Source organism: Mesorhizobium sp. M1C.F.Ca.ET.210.01.1.1, assembly GCF_004791585.1.
In the GTDB taxonomy this organism is placed as follows: domain Bacteria; phylum Pseudomonadota; class Alphaproteobacteria; order Rhizobiales; family Rhizobiaceae; genus Mesorhizobium.
Window position 1 is genome coordinate 14,919 of record NZ_SRUU01000001.1, and the last position, 16,095, is coordinate 31,013.

General features: G+C 65.8%; 15 protein-coding genes. 11 read left to right on the plus strand and 4 right to left on the minus strand.

Translation table 11 applies throughout. From position 1 onward, the window contains the following. The 5 genes from EN853_RS00080 to EN853_RS00100 all read left to right on the plus strand — a co-directional run bounded on the left by EN853_RS00080 (nt 1) and on the right by EN853_RS00100 (nt 5,945). Entirely contained in the window at nt 1-1,332 is a 1,332-nt protein-coding gene (locus tag EN853_RS00080; RefSeq protein WP_167524333.1) for a S41 family peptidase, read from the plus strand. A gap of 191 nt (nt 1,333-1,523) precedes the next feature. Then, nucleotides 1,524-2,717 (plus strand): divergent polysaccharide deacetylase family protein, encoded by a 1,194-nt coding sequence (locus EN853_RS00085; RefSeq protein WP_127857269.1) that lies wholly within the window; start codon nt 1,524-1,526, stop codon nt 2,715-2,717. 34 nt (nt 2,718-2,751) lie between these two features. After that, the gene (locus tag EN853_RS00090) at nt 2,752-3,270 is read left to right on the plus strand and encodes an RNA pyrophosphohydrolase (protein WP_127857270.1); all 519 of its coding nucleotides are present in this window, start codon (nt 2,752-2,754) and stop codon (nt 3,268-3,270) included. A gap of 176 nt (nt 3,271-3,446) precedes the next feature. Further along, nucleotides 3,447-4,592, plus strand: a complete 1,146-nt coding sequence (alr, locus tag EN853_RS00095; protein ID WP_127857271.1) for an alanine racemase — start codon at nt 3,447-3,449, stop codon at nt 4,590-4,592. A 93-nt stretch (nt 4,593-4,685) separates the two neighbouring features. After that, a complete protein-coding gene (locus EN853_RS00100; protein ID WP_127857272.1) occupies nt 4,686-5,945 on the plus strand; it encodes a D-amino acid dehydrogenase in 1,260 nt (419 codons plus the stop codon). A 2-nt stretch (nt 5,946-5,947) separates the two neighbouring features. On the opposite strand, the gene EN853_RS00105 is transcribed toward EN853_RS00100, so the two are convergent. Together EN853_RS00105 and EN853_RS00110 are read right to left on the minus strand one after the other, a co-directional pair. Then, nucleotides 5,948-8,038 carry a phosphatidylserine/phosphatidylglycerophosphate/cardiolipin synthase family protein gene (locus tag EN853_RS00105; protein ID WP_127857607.1) on the minus strand — a complete coding sequence of 697 codons (2,091 nt, stop codon included), beginning with the start codon at nt 8,036-8,038 and terminating at the stop codon, nt 5,948-5,950. Between the two features lie 68 nt (nt 8,039-8,106). Further along, nucleotides 8,107-8,547, minus strand: a complete 441-nt coding sequence (locus EN853_RS00110) for a hypothetical protein (protein WP_127857273.1) — start codon at nt 8,545-8,547, stop codon at nt 8,107-8,109. 142 nt (nt 8,548-8,689) lie between these two features. Between EN853_RS00110 and EN853_RS00115 the strand changes: the two genes are divergently transcribed. Beyond that, nucleotides 8,690-9,262, plus strand: a complete 573-nt coding sequence (locus EN853_RS00115; RefSeq protein WP_127857274.1) for a hypothetical protein — start codon at nt 8,690-8,692, stop codon at nt 9,260-9,262. A gap of 8 nt (nt 9,263-9,270) precedes the next feature. On the opposite strand, the gene EN853_RS00120 is transcribed toward EN853_RS00115, so the two are convergent. Further along, on the minus strand, nt 9,271-10,152 hold the full coding sequence (locus EN853_RS00120; RefSeq protein WP_127857275.1) for a LysR family transcriptional regulator: 882 nt from the start codon (nt 10,150-10,152) through the stop codon (nt 9,271-9,273). Nucleotides 10,153-10,313: 161 nt separating this feature from the next. On the opposite strand from EN853_RS00120, the gene EN853_RS00125 reads away from it, so the two are divergent. The 3 genes from EN853_RS00125 (at nt 10,314) to EN853_RS00135 (ending at nt 13,029) form a co-directional block, all read left to right on the plus strand. After that, nucleotides 10,314-11,810 (plus strand): CoA-acylating methylmalonate-semialdehyde dehydrogenase, encoded by a 1,497-nt coding sequence (locus EN853_RS00125; RefSeq protein WP_127857276.1) that lies wholly within the window; start codon nt 10,314-10,316, stop codon nt 11,808-11,810. Nucleotides 11,811-12,163: 353 nt separating this feature from the next. After that, entirely contained in the window at nt 12,164-12,466 is a 303-nt protein-coding gene (locus tag EN853_RS00130) for a hypothetical protein (RefSeq protein WP_127857277.1), read from the plus strand. A 245-nt stretch (nt 12,467-12,711) separates the two neighbouring features. Continuing rightward, nucleotides 12,712-13,029, plus strand: coding sequence for a hypothetical protein (locus EN853_RS00135; protein WP_167524334.1), 318 nt, complete (start codon nt 12,712-12,714; stop codon nt 13,027-13,029). A 24-nt stretch (nt 13,030-13,053) separates the two neighbouring features. On the opposite strand, the gene EN853_RS00140 is transcribed toward EN853_RS00135, so the two are convergent. After that, nucleotides 13,054-13,758: a GntR family transcriptional regulator gene (locus EN853_RS00140; protein ID WP_245516783.1), complete on the minus strand. Its 705-nt coding sequence runs from the start codon at nt 13,756-13,758 to the stop codon at nt 13,054-13,056. A 69-nt stretch (nt 13,759-13,827) separates the two neighbouring features. On the opposite strand from EN853_RS00140, the gene EN853_RS00145 reads away from it, so the two are divergent. Continuing rightward, entirely contained in the window at nt 13,828-14,763 is a 936-nt protein-coding gene (locus tag EN853_RS00145) for a dihydrodipicolinate synthase family protein (RefSeq protein ID WP_127857278.1), read from the plus strand. 14 nt (nt 14,764-14,777) lie between these two features. Continuing rightward, nucleotides 14,778-16,088 (plus strand): FAD-dependent oxidoreductase, encoded by a 1,311-nt coding sequence (locus tag EN853_RS00150; protein WP_167524335.1) that lies wholly within the window; start codon nt 14,778-14,780, stop codon nt 16,086-16,088. Nucleotides 16,089-16,095 lie beyond the last annotated feature (7 nt).

The window sequence follows — 16,095 nt, forward strand, 5'->3', positions numbered from 1 at the left end:
ATGATGCGGAAACTGTCGCTTCTGTTTGCCGGCGCGCTGATGGGCGCATCGGCAATGAGCCTGGTCTACGGCGCACCCGGCTCGGCGGCGAACGCTGCGGGTTCCGAGACCTACAAGCAACTGGCGATCTTCGGCGACATCTTCGAACGGGTGCGCGCGCAATATGTGACGCCGCCGGACGACAAGTCGCTGGTCGAGAACGCCATCAACGGCATGCTCTCCTCGCTCGATCCGCACTCCTCCTACATGAACGCCGAGCAGGCGCAGGACATGCGCGTGCAGACCAAGGGCGAGTTCGGCGGTCTCGGCATCGAAGTCACCATGGAAAACGACCTCGTCAAGGTGATCACGCCGATCGACGACACGCCGGCCGCCAAGGCTGGCGTGCTTGCGGGCGACTACATCGCCAAGATCGACGGCGAGGAAGTGCGCGGCCTCACCCTCAACGACGCGGTCGAGAAGATGCGCGGGCCGGTCAACACGCCGATCAAGCTCACCATCCTGCGCCAGGGCGCCGACAAGCCGATCGAGCTGACGGTCGTGCGCGACATCATCAAGGTGAAGGCGGTCAAGTACCGGGTCGAGAACGACGTCGGCTACATGAAGATCACCTCCTTCACCGAAAAGACCTATGACGATCTCGAGAACGCTATCGAGAACATCAAGAAGCAGGTGCCGAACGACAAGCTGAAGGGCTATGTGCTTGACCTGCGCCTCAATCCGGGCGGCCTGCTCGACCAGGCAGTGAGCGTGTCGGACGCCTTCCTGAAGCGCGGCGAGATCGTCTCGACCCGCGGTCGCGATCCGAAGGACGTCACCCGCTTCGACGCCAAGCCGAAGCAGAACGACGACATCGGCGGCAAGCCGCTGGTGGTGCTGGTAAATGGCGGCTCGGCGAGCGCCTCCGAAATCGTCGCCGGCGCGCTGCAGGATCTGCGCCGCGCCACCGTTGTCGGCACGCAGTCCTTCGGCAAGGGCTCAGTGCAGACCATCATCCCGCTCGGCGAGAATGGTGCGCTCAGGCTCACCACGGCGCTCTATTACACGCCGTCGGGCAAGTCGATCCAGGGCAAGGGCATTACGCCCGACATCAAGGTCGACCAGCCGCTGCCGCCGGACCTGCAGGGCCGCGACCTGACGCGTGGCGAATCCGACCTCAAGGGCCACATCAAGGGTGCCGACGAGAGCGCAACCGGTTCGGGCTCGGCCGCCTATGTGCCGCCGGAGCCCAAGGACGACCTGCAGCTGATCTATGCCGAGCAGCTGCTGCGCGGCGAGAAGACCGATCCGTCGTTCCCGCCGAACCCGGACAAGGCCGTGTTGAATCAGTAATGGTGGCTGGCCGGAGCACATCGCTCTGGCCGACCGATGGAAGCGATGCGATGCTGCCGGGACCGCGAGGTTCCGGCAGTTTGATTCGGGGCAGGTTGTTTCGTGGATGGGCGCGCCGGGCGCCGAGGGTTTGAATTCGCACGTGAGCGCTGACGATCCGATCAGCCGCGTCACGGGCTTGGGGATGCGGCTTGGCTGACATCGGCAAGGACATCGAACGCCCGCTCGGCCAGACGATTCGGCCTCAGCGCCCCGCCGCGCGCGGCATCAGCGCCAGAACGCTCCTCGCCATGCTTGCCGTCCTCGCCGTGGTCGGCATTTCCGGGGCGATCGCGCTGCGTGAGAAGCCCTTCCGCAAGCCGCAAGAGATCGCCGTTTCAACACCGAAGGTACCCGCGGCGCCAACCCCGGCGCCGGCGCCCGCGCCATCACCGGCTGAAACGGCGGCGGCGAGCCCCAATGCGAGCACGCCGATGAAGAGCGGCGGCCCGCAGATCATCCATGTCCAGACCGAAGAGGGCGACGGTCCGCCGAAGGCGGGAATCGTCATCCGCGATCCTTCGGCGCTCGGGCAGAACCTGAAGGTCGCGCATCTTCCCGACAGGGCGCTGATCGAGGCCAGCGACAGCGGTCCGCTGCCGATCCGCTCCGCGGACGGCAGGCGGCCGTTCGACGTCTATGCGCGGCCGTGGTCTGGCGCGCGCGGCGCGCGCGTCGCGATCGTCATCGGCGGACTCGCCGTCTCGCAGACCGGTACGCAGGCGGCGATCGCCAAATTGCCGGCCGAGGTGACGCTGGCTTTCGCGCCGCAAGGCAACAGCATCGACCGCTGGATGAAGGCAGCCCGTCAGGGCGGACACGAGATCGTCATGCAGATACCGCTCGAGCCGTTCGACTATCCGAACGTCAATCCAGGGCGCAACACGCTGACGGTCTCGGCGAGCCCAGACGAGAACCTGAAGAGCCTGCATTGGGCGCTGTCGCGCACGACCAACTACACCGGCGTCATGAACTATATGGGGGCGCGCTTTTCGGCCGATGCGAACGCCATGGGGTCGTTCATGGCCGAACTCGGCAAGCGAGGGCTTGCCTATGTCGACGACGGCTCGTCCGCGCGAAGCCTGGCACCCGACCTAGCGCTGAAGGACGGCGTGCCGTTCGTGGTCGGCGACATGGCAATCGACGCGGTGCAGGACCGCGGCGAGATCCTCAAGAAGCTGGACAGTCTGGAAGCTACCGCGCGGGCCAAGGGCAGCGCCGTCGGCATTGGCTCGGCTTTCGATATCACCGTCGACACGGTCGCGTCCTGGGTCGCCGAGGCGAAGAAGCGCGGCATCGAGATCGTGCCGATCTCGGCGGTGGCCATAGACCCCCAGAAAGGCTAGTCATCGGCTTCCCGCCGATACTGGAATCCCAAAAATGCCCAAGAAAATGATCGATCCCGAGACGCTGCCTTATCGTCCCTGCGTCGGGCTGATGATCCTCAACCGCGCCGGGCTGGTCTGGGTCGGGCATCGTATCGCCGAACCGGACAGCGAGTTTTCCGGCACCACGAAACTCTGGCAGATGCCGCAGGGCGGCATCGACAAGGGCGAGGAGCCGCTGACAGCAGCCGGGCGGGAGCTTTACGAGGAAACCGGCATGCGCAGCGTGTCGTTGCTTGCCGAAGCGCCGCACTGGATCAACTACGACCTGCCGCCGCATCTGGTCGGCGTCGCCTTCAAGGGGCGCTATCGCGGCCAGACGCAGAAATGGTTCGCCTACCGCTTCGAGGGCGACGAGAGCGAGATTGAGATCAATCCGCCGCCGGGCGGCCACACGGCCGAATTCGATCAATGGGCATGGCGGCCGATGCAGGAACTGCCCGGCCTGATCGTGCCGTTCAAGCGTCAGGTCTACGAGCAGGTGGTGGCGGCGTTCCAGCATCTGGTCCGCTAGAAGCCGAGGCCATGGTTGCCGCGTCGGCGCCGGCGTCCTAAAGCGCATCGCGCTGAAATGGATTCAGGCGACGCGCTTTAGGTCTTTGTTCTTATGCATGTCGTTTTCGCAAAACCGCTGCACACTTTTGCGCGACATGCATTAATGATTTGCCTTGATGCAATGAGGGCGTCGCCATGAATGACGACACCGGACGCTTGTTTTCGGAGACAGATGCCGCCGGCCGTTCGACGGTCAGCGAGGTGGCGGCCGGCGCCATCCTGACCATCGACCTCGACGCCATCCGCGAGAACTACCGGCGGCTGAAGGCGCGGCTGGCGGGCGCGCGCTGTGCCGGCGTGCTCAAGGCCGACGGCTATGGCCTTGGCGCCACGCAGGTGGCCTCGGCGCTGATGAAGGACGGTTGCGACACCTTCTTCGTCGCGCTGCTCGGCGAGGGGATCGCGCTGCGCAAGGCGCTTGGATCAGGACCCGACATCTTTGTCCTCAACGGCCTGCCGCCGGGCTCCGAACCGGAGGCGGTCGCGGCGGGGCTTCATCCCGTCGTCAACAGTGCCGCTCAGTTGAAGGCATGGCGCGAAGCGGCGCGAGCCGCCGATCGAAGGCTGCCGGCCGCGATCCAGGTCGACAGCGGCATGTCGCGGCTCGGCATGCCGCCGGCCGACGTCGAGGCGCTCGCCGTGGATGCGTTCGACGGCGTCGACATCCGCTTCGTGATGAGCCATCTGGCCTGTGCCGACGAGCCGAGCAATCCGGCGAACGAACAACAGTGGCTGGCGTTCGAACGGCTGCGGAAGGTGTTGCCCGCGGCCCCTGCCTCGCTCGCCAACTCGTCCGGGATCTTCCTGGGGCCGTTGTATCACTACGATCTCGTCCGGCCCGGCGCGGCGCTCTACGGCATCAACCCGACGCCGGGCGAACCGAACCCGATGTTGCCGGTGGTGCGGCTGCAGGTGAAGGTGGCGCAGACGCGCAGCGTGGAAGACGGCACCGGCATCGGCTACGGCCACACCTATCATGCGAGCGGCCCGCTCAGACTGGCGACGATCTCGCTCGGCTATGCCGACGGCTGGCACCGGCGCGCCGCTTCGGACGCCTGGTTCGAGGGGGTGCGGCTGCCCTTCGTCGGGCGGGTTTCGATGGATTCGATCATCCTCGACATCTCGGCGCTTCCGGCCGGCAGGCCGGGCGAGGGCGACCTCGTCGAGCTCATCGGCCCGTCGCAGAGCGTCGACGACGCGGCCGCGCATGCCGGCACCATCGGCTACGAGGTGCTGACCAGCCTGGGCGCGCGTTTTCACCGCCGCTACATCGGCGGATAGCCGGCAACCCCTTGGCGGGCGCCGTAAAATCCGGCAGACAGATCGAGCGACGGGGGCGCGGCTGCGTCACGATCGGCTTTGAGGGAGCATTGAATGAAAGTCCTGGTGCTGGGCGGCGGCGTGATCGGAGTCACCACCGCCTATTTTCTTGCCGAGGCCGGTCATGAAGTCACGGTGATCGACCGGCAGCAGGGGCCCGCGCTGGAGACCAGCTTCGCCAATGCCGGCGAAGTGTCGCCGGGCTACGCCTCGCCATGGGCCGGACCCGGCATCCCGGTGAAAGCCGTCAAATGGCTCTTGATGAAATACGGCCCGCTGGTGGTGCGGCCCGCCTTCGATCCGCACATGTGGACGTGGCTCTTGAAGATGCTGCGCAACTGCACGGCCGAGCGCTACGCGCTCAACAAGTCGCGCATGGTGCCGGTCGCCGAATACAGCCGCGACACGCTGAAGGCGTTGCGCGCCGCGAACGGCATCACCTATGACGAGCGGTCAAAGGGCACGCTGCAGCTCTTCCGCAAGCAGAAGCAGCTCGACGGCATCGGCGGCGATGTCGAGGTGCTGAAGAAATACGGCGTTCCCTATGAGGTCCTCGACCGGGACGGCTGCATCGCGGCCGAACCGGCGCTGGCCGGGGTGCGGGAAAAATTCGTCGGCGGGCTCAGATTGCCGGGCGACGAGACCGGCGACTGCAAGATGTTCACCGAAAAGCTCGCCGAGCTTTGCGTGGCGCGCGGCGTCGCGTTCGAATACGGCACGACCGTCCGGCGCGTCGTCAGGAACCGCAACCGCGTCGTCCAGGTCGGCACCGACAAGGGCTGGCGGACGGCGGACGCCTATGTGATGGCGCTGGGCAGCTATTCGGCGCCCTTCATGCGCAAGATGAAGCGGCCGATCCCGGTCTATCCGGTCAAGGGTTATTCGATCACCGTGCCGATCACGGATGCGGCGGCAGCGCCGGTGTCGACGATCATGGACGAGACCTACAAGGTGGCGATCACCAGGCTTGGCGACCGCATCCGCGTTGGCGGCACCGCGGAGATTTCGGGCTTCGACCTTCGCCTGCATGAATCGCGCCGCCGCACGCTCGAGCATTCGGTCGGCGACCTGTTTCCGGGCGGCGGCGACCTCAAGGCAGCGACTTTCTGGTGCGGCCTCAGGCCGATGACGCCGGACGGTCCGCCGCTGGTCGGGCAAAGCGAGCTGTCCAACCTCTATCTCAACACCGGCCACGGCACGCTGGGCTGGACCATGGCCTGCGGCTCGGCCAAGGTGCTTGCCGACATCATGTCCAACCGGGTGCCGGAGATCAACGCCCTCGACCTCAGCCCGGACCGCTACGTCAAGGCTTGATCTCAGAACGCCTGCCTGACCCACGCATCGCTGAACAGCAGCCGGTAAGCCCAGCCGATCGTCACATTGGTGGCGACCGGCTGCGAATGGGCGAGGTAGTCGTCATAGATGGGCTTCATACGGTGGTAGAACGCCGGATCGAGCACCACCATGCCGTTCTCCGAGTCGTGGAAGAAGCTGCGGTTGTTGAGGTTGACCGACGAGATGGTCACCAGGCGCTGATCGATCATCATGATCTTCGAATGCAGCACCACGTCGGGTGCCTTGAATTCGCGGATGTTGATGCGGTCGCCATATTTCTCGACGAACAGCTTGTTGAGCGCGGTGAGGAAGCGGCCGCCGATGTCGCCCTTGAGGTCGATGCGGCCGACGACGTCGATCCTGACGCCGCGGGCCAGCGCCCGGTCGAACGCCCTGGCGAGGCCGGGCGTCAGGTTGAGATAGGGATTGACGATCTCGACCCGGTGCTCGGCCGTGTCGATGAGCTCGACGAAGTAGTTTTCGAGCGCATGGCCATCCTCGTAAGGCACGGAAATGAAATGCCGGGCCACGCCTTGCGGACGGCCGCCGGAGCGAACGGGAGTGGAAAACGGCCGGGAAATATTGGTGTCGGCATCGCGCAGCCAGATGGTCGAGAGATGCGCGGCGAGTGTTGCGACCGTCGCCTGGTCGGCGATCTCGATGTCGAAGTCGCTCCAGTTGGAATAGTAGTTGAGCGAGAAGCCGTCGGTCTTGCCGTATTGCTGTAGCTCGGGATAGCGCGACAGGTCGACCGGGCTGTGGAACAGGAAGCCGTCATGGATGTTGCGGCCGCCGACGATGACACGCGAGCGCCCGGGCTCCTCGGCCAGCGTCGCCAGCATCTTGATGTGATGGGTCTTGTGCAGTTGTGATAGCTGTTCGTCGATCGGCGCGCCGTGGTCGGCCCGCCAGCGATATTCCTGCAACTGGATATTGGGGAACTCGGCCGCCAGCCGGTGCAGGAGCGCGTCGTCCTTCTCGCGCTCCAGCACGTCGGTCACCAGGATGCGCACCTTGGTGCCGAGCGCCGCGTGATGGCGGATCAGCCGCTCCATGATGCGGCCGGAGAAGTCCGCCTTGAACTCCAGCGACGACAGGTAGATCAGCTTGAGCTTCGGCGCGCTGGAGAAATCGAGCGGCAGTTCGGGGTCGGCCTTGTCGAAGGCGCTGTCGGGCAGCGTCCTGCCGAGCAGCGCCTCGACCTTGGCGTTGAAGCCGTCGCGGGATTTGCGCAGCAGGGTCGGATGCTCGAGCGGCAGCGCGCAGGTCTGCGACAGCCAGCGCCCGGCATAGAAGGCGCGGTCGAGCTCTTCGAGCCCGGCCGGATTGGGTACCGGGCAGCGATCGTAGCGGCTGTCGAGCGCCGCAATCCAGGGGTCGGCGGCCTCCTCGCGCAGGATGGTGAGCCGCGCGCCGGCCGGCGCCAGGCTGGAGCTGACGGTGAGATCGCAGCGGCTGAGCGCCTCGCTCGGAAACAGGCTGACGGATGCCTCGGCCGCCGGCAGGCTGAGATGAAAGGCAGCGCCCTTGGCAATCGTGCGCGATCGCCCCGAGGCGCTGATCGCCAGCGCCCCGTCGCAAGAGCCGCCGATCCCGAGCGGCTGCCGGCCGGCCTGGCGGAGCACGATCTCGACGGAGCGCGCCTCGAGCCCGGAGAAGGTGAAGATCTTTGGCGCCGAAGGCCTGGCGGCGGCGTCGAGATAAAGTGTCTGCCGCGACATGCGCCAGCGACCGGCGAAGTGGCCTTCGCCCGGCTTGCCCGGCGCCGGTGGCAGCACCGTAGTGTCGAGCGGCTTTGCCAGCTGCCGCAGCGCCCGATAGGTCGCCTGGAAGCGATCGTTGTGCACCTCGCGCCAGTCGCGACCGAAGCGGCCGGTGCCGTTGGCGCGGTCGAGCGCGTCGATCCGGCTCTGGGCGAGCAGCGCCTCGAACCGTTTCTCATAGGCAGAATTGCCGTCGTCCGCGATGTAGCGGGCGGTGGCGATACCGGCGTCGCTGCCGTCCGCCGAAACGGGCGGACGTGCGCAGGCGTCGTCGCCCGGAAAGAAGGCGCAGGCGGAACGGCCCGGCATGGCCGCACAACCGGCGAGCGCGGTCAGCGCCAGGCCAAGCAGCAGCCTTGTTACGACGGAACTCAAGCTCACCCAGCCGCCCCATTCATGGCCTTGAGCTGGGCGGGATCGCGCGGCGGCATGAAGCCCTGCGGGAAGACCTTGCAGACGGGAAGCGCGAAGGTGGCGATCAAGAGCTCCGCGTTGACGCGCATCTTCCTCGGCGCTGTCTTATCGTCGCGAATGGCCCTTGCCGAGGCGATCAGCGCGCCATCGCAGTCGCAGTGGTTGTCGCGGGCGATGTAACAGGCGTCGTGGATCTGGCAGGCGGCGTCGAGACGGTCGACCGGTCTGGCCGAGAGATCGCCGGTATGGGTTCCGGGCCCGCAATAATTTCCGAAAACAAAGGGCGAGGGGCGGGCCATGGCATAACGGATCGGCTTCGGCAGTTTCGCTTCGGGAACCTTGGTCCAGGGATTGGCGCAGCCGGACAGGTAAAGCAGCGGCAGGATGGCAAGAATGGCTCGCATGTCTGCGCCGGCTTTCCGAGATTTCCCTCGCCTGCCATGGCACGGCGAAGCGCTGGTGCCACACTCGCCGACTTTGTGGCAAGCGCAAGGCGGCATTGCACGCCGGTTGTGCTATCGTCGGCGCGGTGGGAAGGGTGGTGCGATGCGCGCTTTTGTCTTGGCTGTGACGACCGGATGTCTGATCTGCACCCCGGCGCTTACGGCGGACAAGACGGTTCACGACAAGGATCACGGTTTCTCGCTGACCTATCCGGAGCAATGGACGAGCGAGACCACGTCCGGCGATGCCATACGGCTCAAGGTCAAATCCGGCGAAAATGGCCTGACCTGCCGGGTGTCGGAAAATCTCTACGATCCGACCGCTCCGGACAATCCGTCCGATCCAAGGGCGTTTATCGAGAAGGATTGGTCACTGGAGAGTTGGCAGACACTGATCGGCGCTGCCTTCGGTTCGGCCAGTTTCAGCAACGACAGGGTGGCGAAATTCCCGGACGGCTATCCGGTGCGGATAGCCGACATGGATTTCCGGCTCGGCGACGGCAACGCCGGCTTCTATGGCCACGCCAAGATCGCGATTTCGATCCGCCGCGACCGCTATGGCTTTGTCACATGCGGGCTCATGGGCAACAGCGCTGACGAAGCCGCCCGGATGTGGGCGCCGCTTGCCGATGAGGCCGAGAAGGTGGTGAACTCATTCGTGCTCGATGCGCCTTGAAGGCGGATCTACACGAACAGCCCCTTTTCCCGCTCCACCGCCTTGGTGATGAAATTGGCGACGAGCTGGACGCGGCGCAGCGGCCTCACCGATTCGTGATAGACCAGCCAGTAGGCGCGGCGGATCGGCCTGACGATGTCGACCGGCACCAGTTCCGGCATCGAGCGGGCGACAAAGGTGTGCAGGATGCCGATGCCGGCTCCGGAGCGCACCGCTTCCGCCTGGCCGAGCGCCGAGGAGATGGCGAAGCTCGAGCGCCAGTCCGGGCTGAACTCGGCGGCATAGTCGAGCGAGGGGCTGACTATGAGGTCCGGCACATAGCCGATCAGCGTATGCCGGCCGAGCTCGGCCGCCGTCTTCGGTAAGCCGTTGGCATCCACGTAGGCGCGCGAGGCGAACAGGCCGAGCGTGTAGTCGACCAGCTTTCCAGCCACCAGCCGGCCCTCGGTCGGCCGCTCGACGGTGATGGCGATGTCGGCCTCGCGCCGCGACAGCGAGAAGGAGCGCGGCACCGGCACCAGCTGGATGGTGAGCTCGCGGTGAAGCGCGGTCAATTCGCCCAGGCGTTTCGCGAGGAAAGCGACGCCAAAACCGTCGGGCGCGCCGATGCGCACCGTGCCCGACACGTCGTCGCCCTCGCCAGCGATGGTCGCGCGCGCGGCGATCATGTCGCTTTCCATGCGCTCGGCTATGTCGAGGAAACGCTCGCCGGCCGGCGTCAGCTCGCTGCCGGTGGTCAGGCGGCGGAAAAGCTTCGTGCGCAGCGCCTCCTCGAGCGCCGCGACGCGGCGCGACACGGTCGCGTGGTTGAGCTCCAGGCGTTTTGCGGCGCCAAGGATCTGCCCGGCGCGCGCCACGGCGAGAAAGATGCGGACATCATCCCAGTTCATGGGGCAGTCCTGAAGGTAGTTGCACGTTGGCCATTTGCGGCAATTAATGCACGCCAAACTGCCGCTGTCTATTTCTCGCACAACGGTTCCGTTTTGGCTCGCGTTGCCTTCGCCGCCGCAAAGGCGGACAATACCCCATCACCAAAACAGGGAGAGAAACCATGATCGAATACGGTCATTTCATCGGCGGCCAGCGTGTCGCCGGCACCAGCGGGCGCAAGCAGGACGTGATGCAGCCGATGGACGGCTCCGTGCGCGGCACGGTAGCTCTGGCCTCGCAGGCGGAATTGCGCGCCGCGGTCGAGAATGCCAAGGCGGCGCAGCCCAAGTGGGCGGCCACCAACCCGCAGCGCCGCGTGCGCGTGCTGATGAAGTTTCTCGAACTGGTCCAGCGCGACTATGACGAGCTGGCCGACATCCTGGCGCGCGAGCATGGCAAGACCATCGCCGACGCCAAGGGCGACATCCAGCGCGGCCTCGAAGTGGTCGAGGTCTGCATAGGCGCGCCGCACATGATGAAGGGCGAGTTCACCGACGGCGCCGGCCCCGGCATCGACGTCTATTCGATGCGCCAGCCGCTCGGCGTCGTCGCCGGCATCACGCCGTTCAACTTTCCGGCCATGATCCCGCTGTGGAAGATCGCGCCCGCGATCGCCTGCGGCAATGCCTTCATCCTGAAGCCGTCGGAGCGCGACCCGGGCGTGCCGATCCGCATCGCGGAGCTGTTCATCGAGGCCGGTCTGCCGGCCGGCATCCTCAATGTCGTCAATGGCGACAAGGAAGTGGTCGACGCCATCCTCGACGATCCGGACATCAAGGCCATCGGCTTCGTCGGCTCGACGCCGATCGCGCACTACATCTACTCGCGCGGCACCGCCTCCGGTAAGCGCGTTCAGTGCTTCGGCGGCGCCAAGAACCACATGATCATCATGCCCGACGCCGACATGGACCAGACGGTCGATGCGCTGATCGGCGCCGGCTACGGCTCGGCCGGCGAGCGCTGCATGGCGATCTCGGTGGCGGTGCCGGTCGGCAACGACACCGCCAACCGGCTGATGGAAAAGCTGGTGCCGCGCGTCGAGAGCCTGAAGGTCGGTCCCTCGACCGACTCCTCGGCCGATTTCGGCCCGCTGGTGACAGCGCAGGCGCTGGAGCGCGTAAAGGGCTATGTCGACATCGGCGTCAAGGAAGGCGCCAAGCTGGTCGTCGACGGCCGCGGCTTCAAGATGCAGGGCTACGAGAACGGCTACTATATGGGCGGCTGCCTGTTCGACAACGTGACGGCCGACATGCGCATCTACAAGGAAGAAATCTTCGGACCGGTGCTCTCGGTGGTGCGCGCGCCGCGTTACGAGGATGCGATCAAGCTCGCCAACGACCATGAGATGGGCAATGGCGTCGCCATCTTCACACGCGACGGCGACGCCGCGCGCGACTTTGCTTCACGCGTCCAGGTCGGCATGGTCGGCGTCAACGTGCCGATCCCGGTGCCGATCGCCTACTACACCTTCGGCGGCTGGAAGGCGTCGTCCTTCGGCGACCTCAACCAGCACGGGCCGGACGCGTTCCGCTTCTACACCAAGACCAAGACGGTCACCTCGCGCTGGCCGTCCGGCATCAAGGATGGCGCCGAATTCGTCATCCCGACGATGAACTGACTGGACGGTTCCCAGTTTGCGCGTCCTCGCCTTCGGCTGCGGGCGCGCGGCTGGCATCAAGGATGGCGCGGAATTCGTCATTCCGACGATGAACTGACCGGTCCTCTGAGAACGTCACTGAGAAAGCGCGGGTGCAGGCCGCGCTTTCTTTTTTGTTCGCGGCGCAACTTTAGGTGCATGATTTTCGACGCGGCGCGTTGGGAGAGCATCCGCATCTTCTAATAATTCCACTGCTCTGTGATGGAACCAACAGACCACCACGCGCCTTAGGCTGTATTCCTGCCATCATGTGCAGGCCAATCAAGCAGCGCCGGTAGCAGCCGGGGTTCTCGTCTGGCGCGAGGAGGTGTCGGATGACACGATTTCTTATGGCGGCGATGGTCCTTGCGACGGCTGCGGTTTACGGCGCCGCTCAGGCAAATGCGGCCGCGCAATGCGCTCCGCGCGCCGACGTCGTCAAGGCGCTCGGCGACAAGTTCCACGAAAGCGTAGCCGGGCGCGGGCTGATCAATCCCAATGTCGTGCTCGAGATCTTCGTCTCCGACCAGGGCAGCTGGACCGTCCTTGCCTCCGACACCAAGGGGCAAAGCTGCATCCTTTCCGTGGGCGAGGGCTGGGACAGCCCTACGATCGCGGCAGCCATGCCAGGTGCCTGAATGCTCGCTCTCGGGCGCCCGCACGGTCGGGTTGCGGGCGGCCAGGCGCTCTCCACTGCGCCTGCTTGTTTACGGGGCGGGGGCTCACCATATCGAATCCAGGGAGTCATAGTCTCCCTGCGACAGACCGGAAACCAGAAGGAGTGACGTGATGAAGACGTCGAATCCGGCCTGGAACGTTCCGGCGCACTGAGGCGGCCGAATGTGCCTCCATTGCCGGAATGCGAAGGCGAAGGAGGTGCCCTATGGCACGCATATTTTCGTTTCGCTTGATCAAGCTGGCGGTCGTCGGCGCCATGATGGCGCTGCCGGCGCTGCCTGCGCGGGCGCAAGTCATCTGCGGCGGCCATGACTATCTGGTCGCGAGACTGGCAGAGGCGTTCGAGGAGAAGCGGCTCGGCTACGGTGTCGCCGGAGAAGTCGCCATCTTCGAGGTGTTCGTATCGGCAAAAGGGACCTGGACCATCCTGATGACCGACGTCAAGGGCCAGGCCTGCATCCTGGCGGCCGGCGACGGATGGGAAGATACGCTGGCCACCGCGGTCCGGCAGCCGGGCGGCTGAAGCAGCGAGGCTGAACCGATCCGGTCAGCGCGTCGCCGCCACCTCGGCGTGGCCGCGCAGCAACGCCATCAGCTTCTTGGCGTCCTTGGCGGCGGCTTCTTCGTCGCCGTCGAGGATCGAGCGGATCAGCGCGACGTGGTGCTCGGCGGATTCGGCCAGGCCCGTATCCGACTTGTAGCGGAACCAGAAGCGGCGGCTGTGCGTCTGCAAGGGCGCCGCCACCCGCGCCGCGAACGGATTGTCGGCGGCGTTCGCCAGCGCCTCGTCGAGCTGCTTGTCGGCCTGGATGAAGGCAAGCACGTTGCCGGAGATCACCGCCTTCTGCATGGCGAGCGCCGCCTCGTGGAACAGGTCGGCGGCCTCGCGGGTGACGAAGCGGGCGGCGGAGCGGGCAAGCACGACCTCGACGCCACGCCTGGCGTCGATGACGCGCAGCCAGTCGCCGGCGTGGAGCGGCGCCACCGCGATGCCCGCGCGGGGTCTTATGTCGAGAAGCCCTTCCCAGGCGAGCCTCTGGATCGCCTCGCGCACGGGAGTGCGCCCGAGACCCAGCCGCTCGATCAGCGCGCCTTCGGTGACGAAACTCGAAGGCGCCAGCTCGAGCGTGACGATCATGTGCTCCAGCGCGCGGTAGGCCTTGGTCGCCGCCGGCTCGAAGGTCGCGTTCGTCTCAACGGATATCAGAGGGGATATCAATGACAGGCTCCTGATATATTTTTCATATATCATAACGGATTCAGCGTTGACAGGCCAACTCTTAATAGATATATGACTGATATATCAGCCGGAGAGATAGCCATGTGGGCCGGAGTTTTCCCAGCAGTCACGACCAAATTCACCGCCGCCGACCGCCTCGACCATGCCGAGATGGAGCGCTGCTACGGCTTGCAGATGGAGGCCGGCTGCGACGGCATCATCGTCTGCGGCTCGCTCGGCGAGGGGCCGATGCTGTCGCCTGACGAGAAGATCGAGGTGCTGAAGACGGCGCAGAAGGTCGCCGCGGGCAAGCCGGTGCTGCTGACCGTCAACGAGCCCGGCACCCGCGAAGCGGCGAGCATCGCGCGCCGCGCCGCCAGGGAAGGAGCCAGCGGCCTCATGGTGGTGCCGAGCCCGATCTACCACACCGACCGGCAAGAGACGGTCGCAGCCCTTCGCGCCGTCGCCGAAGCCGGCGACCTGCCGATCATGATCTACTCCAACCGCCTCGCCTATCGCGTCGATGTCACCGTCGACCTGATGGAGGAACTGGCGTCGGACAAGCGCTTCGTCGCCATCAAGGAATCGTCCGACGACATCCGCCGCTCGACCGAGATCATCAATCGTCTGGGCGACCGCTACGATCTCTTCACCGGCGTCGACAACCTCGCCTTCGAGGCGCTCTCGGTCGGCGCCATCGGTTGGGTGGCCGGCCTGGTCACCGCTTTCCCGCGCGAGACGGTCGCCATCTACCAGCTAATGAAGCAAGCCCGCCGCGAGGAGGCGTTGGCAATCTACCGCTGGTTCCGGCCGCTGCTCGATCTCGATGTCTCGACCTATCTGGTCCAAAACATCAAGCTTGCCGAAGTGCTGGCGATCGATACCAATGACCGCGTTCGCATGCCGCGCCAGCCGCTGTCGGGCGAACGCCGCACGGCGGTGGAGAAGATCGTCCGGGATGCGCTGGCGGTGCGGCCGAAGCTGCCGGCGTTCCAGAATACTCCACGACCGGCGGGGAAGATGGTGGCGGCCGAATAAAGGGCAGCGCTGACGTGCAAGGAAATTCCAAATCCCTGGGAAAGGGGCGACGTCCCGCCGCCGGGGCTTCGTCTCCCCATGAGCGGGGAGAGGGGGAAGACGTCGCCATCATCGGCGGCGGCATCATAGGCATCTGCGCGGCGGCCTTGCTCGCAGAGGCCGGGCGCGGCGTTACCATCTTCGACCGCACCGGCATCTGCGAGGAGACGAGCTCCGGCAACGCCGCCGCCTTCGCCTTCTCCGACGTGCTGCCGCTGGCGCACAAGGGGATGATCAGGCAGTTGCCGAAATGGCTTGCCGATCCGCTCGGGCCTTTGGCCATTCCCCCAGCCTATCTGCCCAAGCTCCTGCCCTGGCTGATCCGCTTCTGGCGCGCGGGCGCCGCCAGGCACTATGAAGCGGGGCTCGCGGCGCAGGTCGGCATGATGAAGCTCGCCGAAGCCGAATGGATGGGGCTGCTCGATCGTTCCGGCACGAGGCCGATGCTGCGCGAGGACGGCTCGCTGGAACTCTACGAAAGCGAGGCCGAGTTCCGGGCTTCATTGCCGGGCTGGGCGGCACGCGAGCGCTTCGGCATCGGCTTCCGCCATGTCGAGGGCGAGGAGATGGCCGGCTTGCAGCCGGGTCTCGCGCCGCGCTTCGTCAAGGGCACCTTCGTGCCGAGTTGGAAGACGGTCGCCGATCCGAAGCTGCTCGGCAAGGCGGTGTGGGCCCATGCGCAGAAGCTCGGCGCTCGTTTCGAGCACGCGCGGGCCGAGCACGTCGGGACCGACGCCGACGGTGCTGTGATCGCGCTTGCCGACGGCACGACGCGCAAGGCGAAGCAGGTCGTCATTGCGGCCGGCGCATGGTCGCATCTCCTGGCCAGAAATTTCGGCGACCGCATCCCGCTCGAGACCGAGCGCGGCTACAACACGACGCTGCCCGTCTCGGCTTTCGACGTAAAGCGGCAGTTGATCTTTTCCGGGCATGGCTTCGTCATCACGCCGCTGGCAACGGGGTTGCGGGTCGGCGGTGCCGTCGAGCTCGGCGGCATCGAGCGGCCACCGAATTTCCAGCGCTCGAAGGCGATGCTGGAAAAGGCAAAACGCTTCCTGCCGGGGCTCGATCCGTCGGGCGGCCGCGAGTGGATGGGTTTTCGACCGTCATTGCCCGATTCGCTGCCGGTCATTGGCCAAGCGCGGGTGCCGAATGTCTTCTATGCCTTCGGCCACGGCCATCTCGGCCTGACCCAGGCGGCGGCGACCGGCCGCTTGATCCGCGATCTTGTTCTCGGGCAGACTCCGCCGCTCGATCTCAACCCATTCCGTCCGCAACGGTTCTGACATCAAG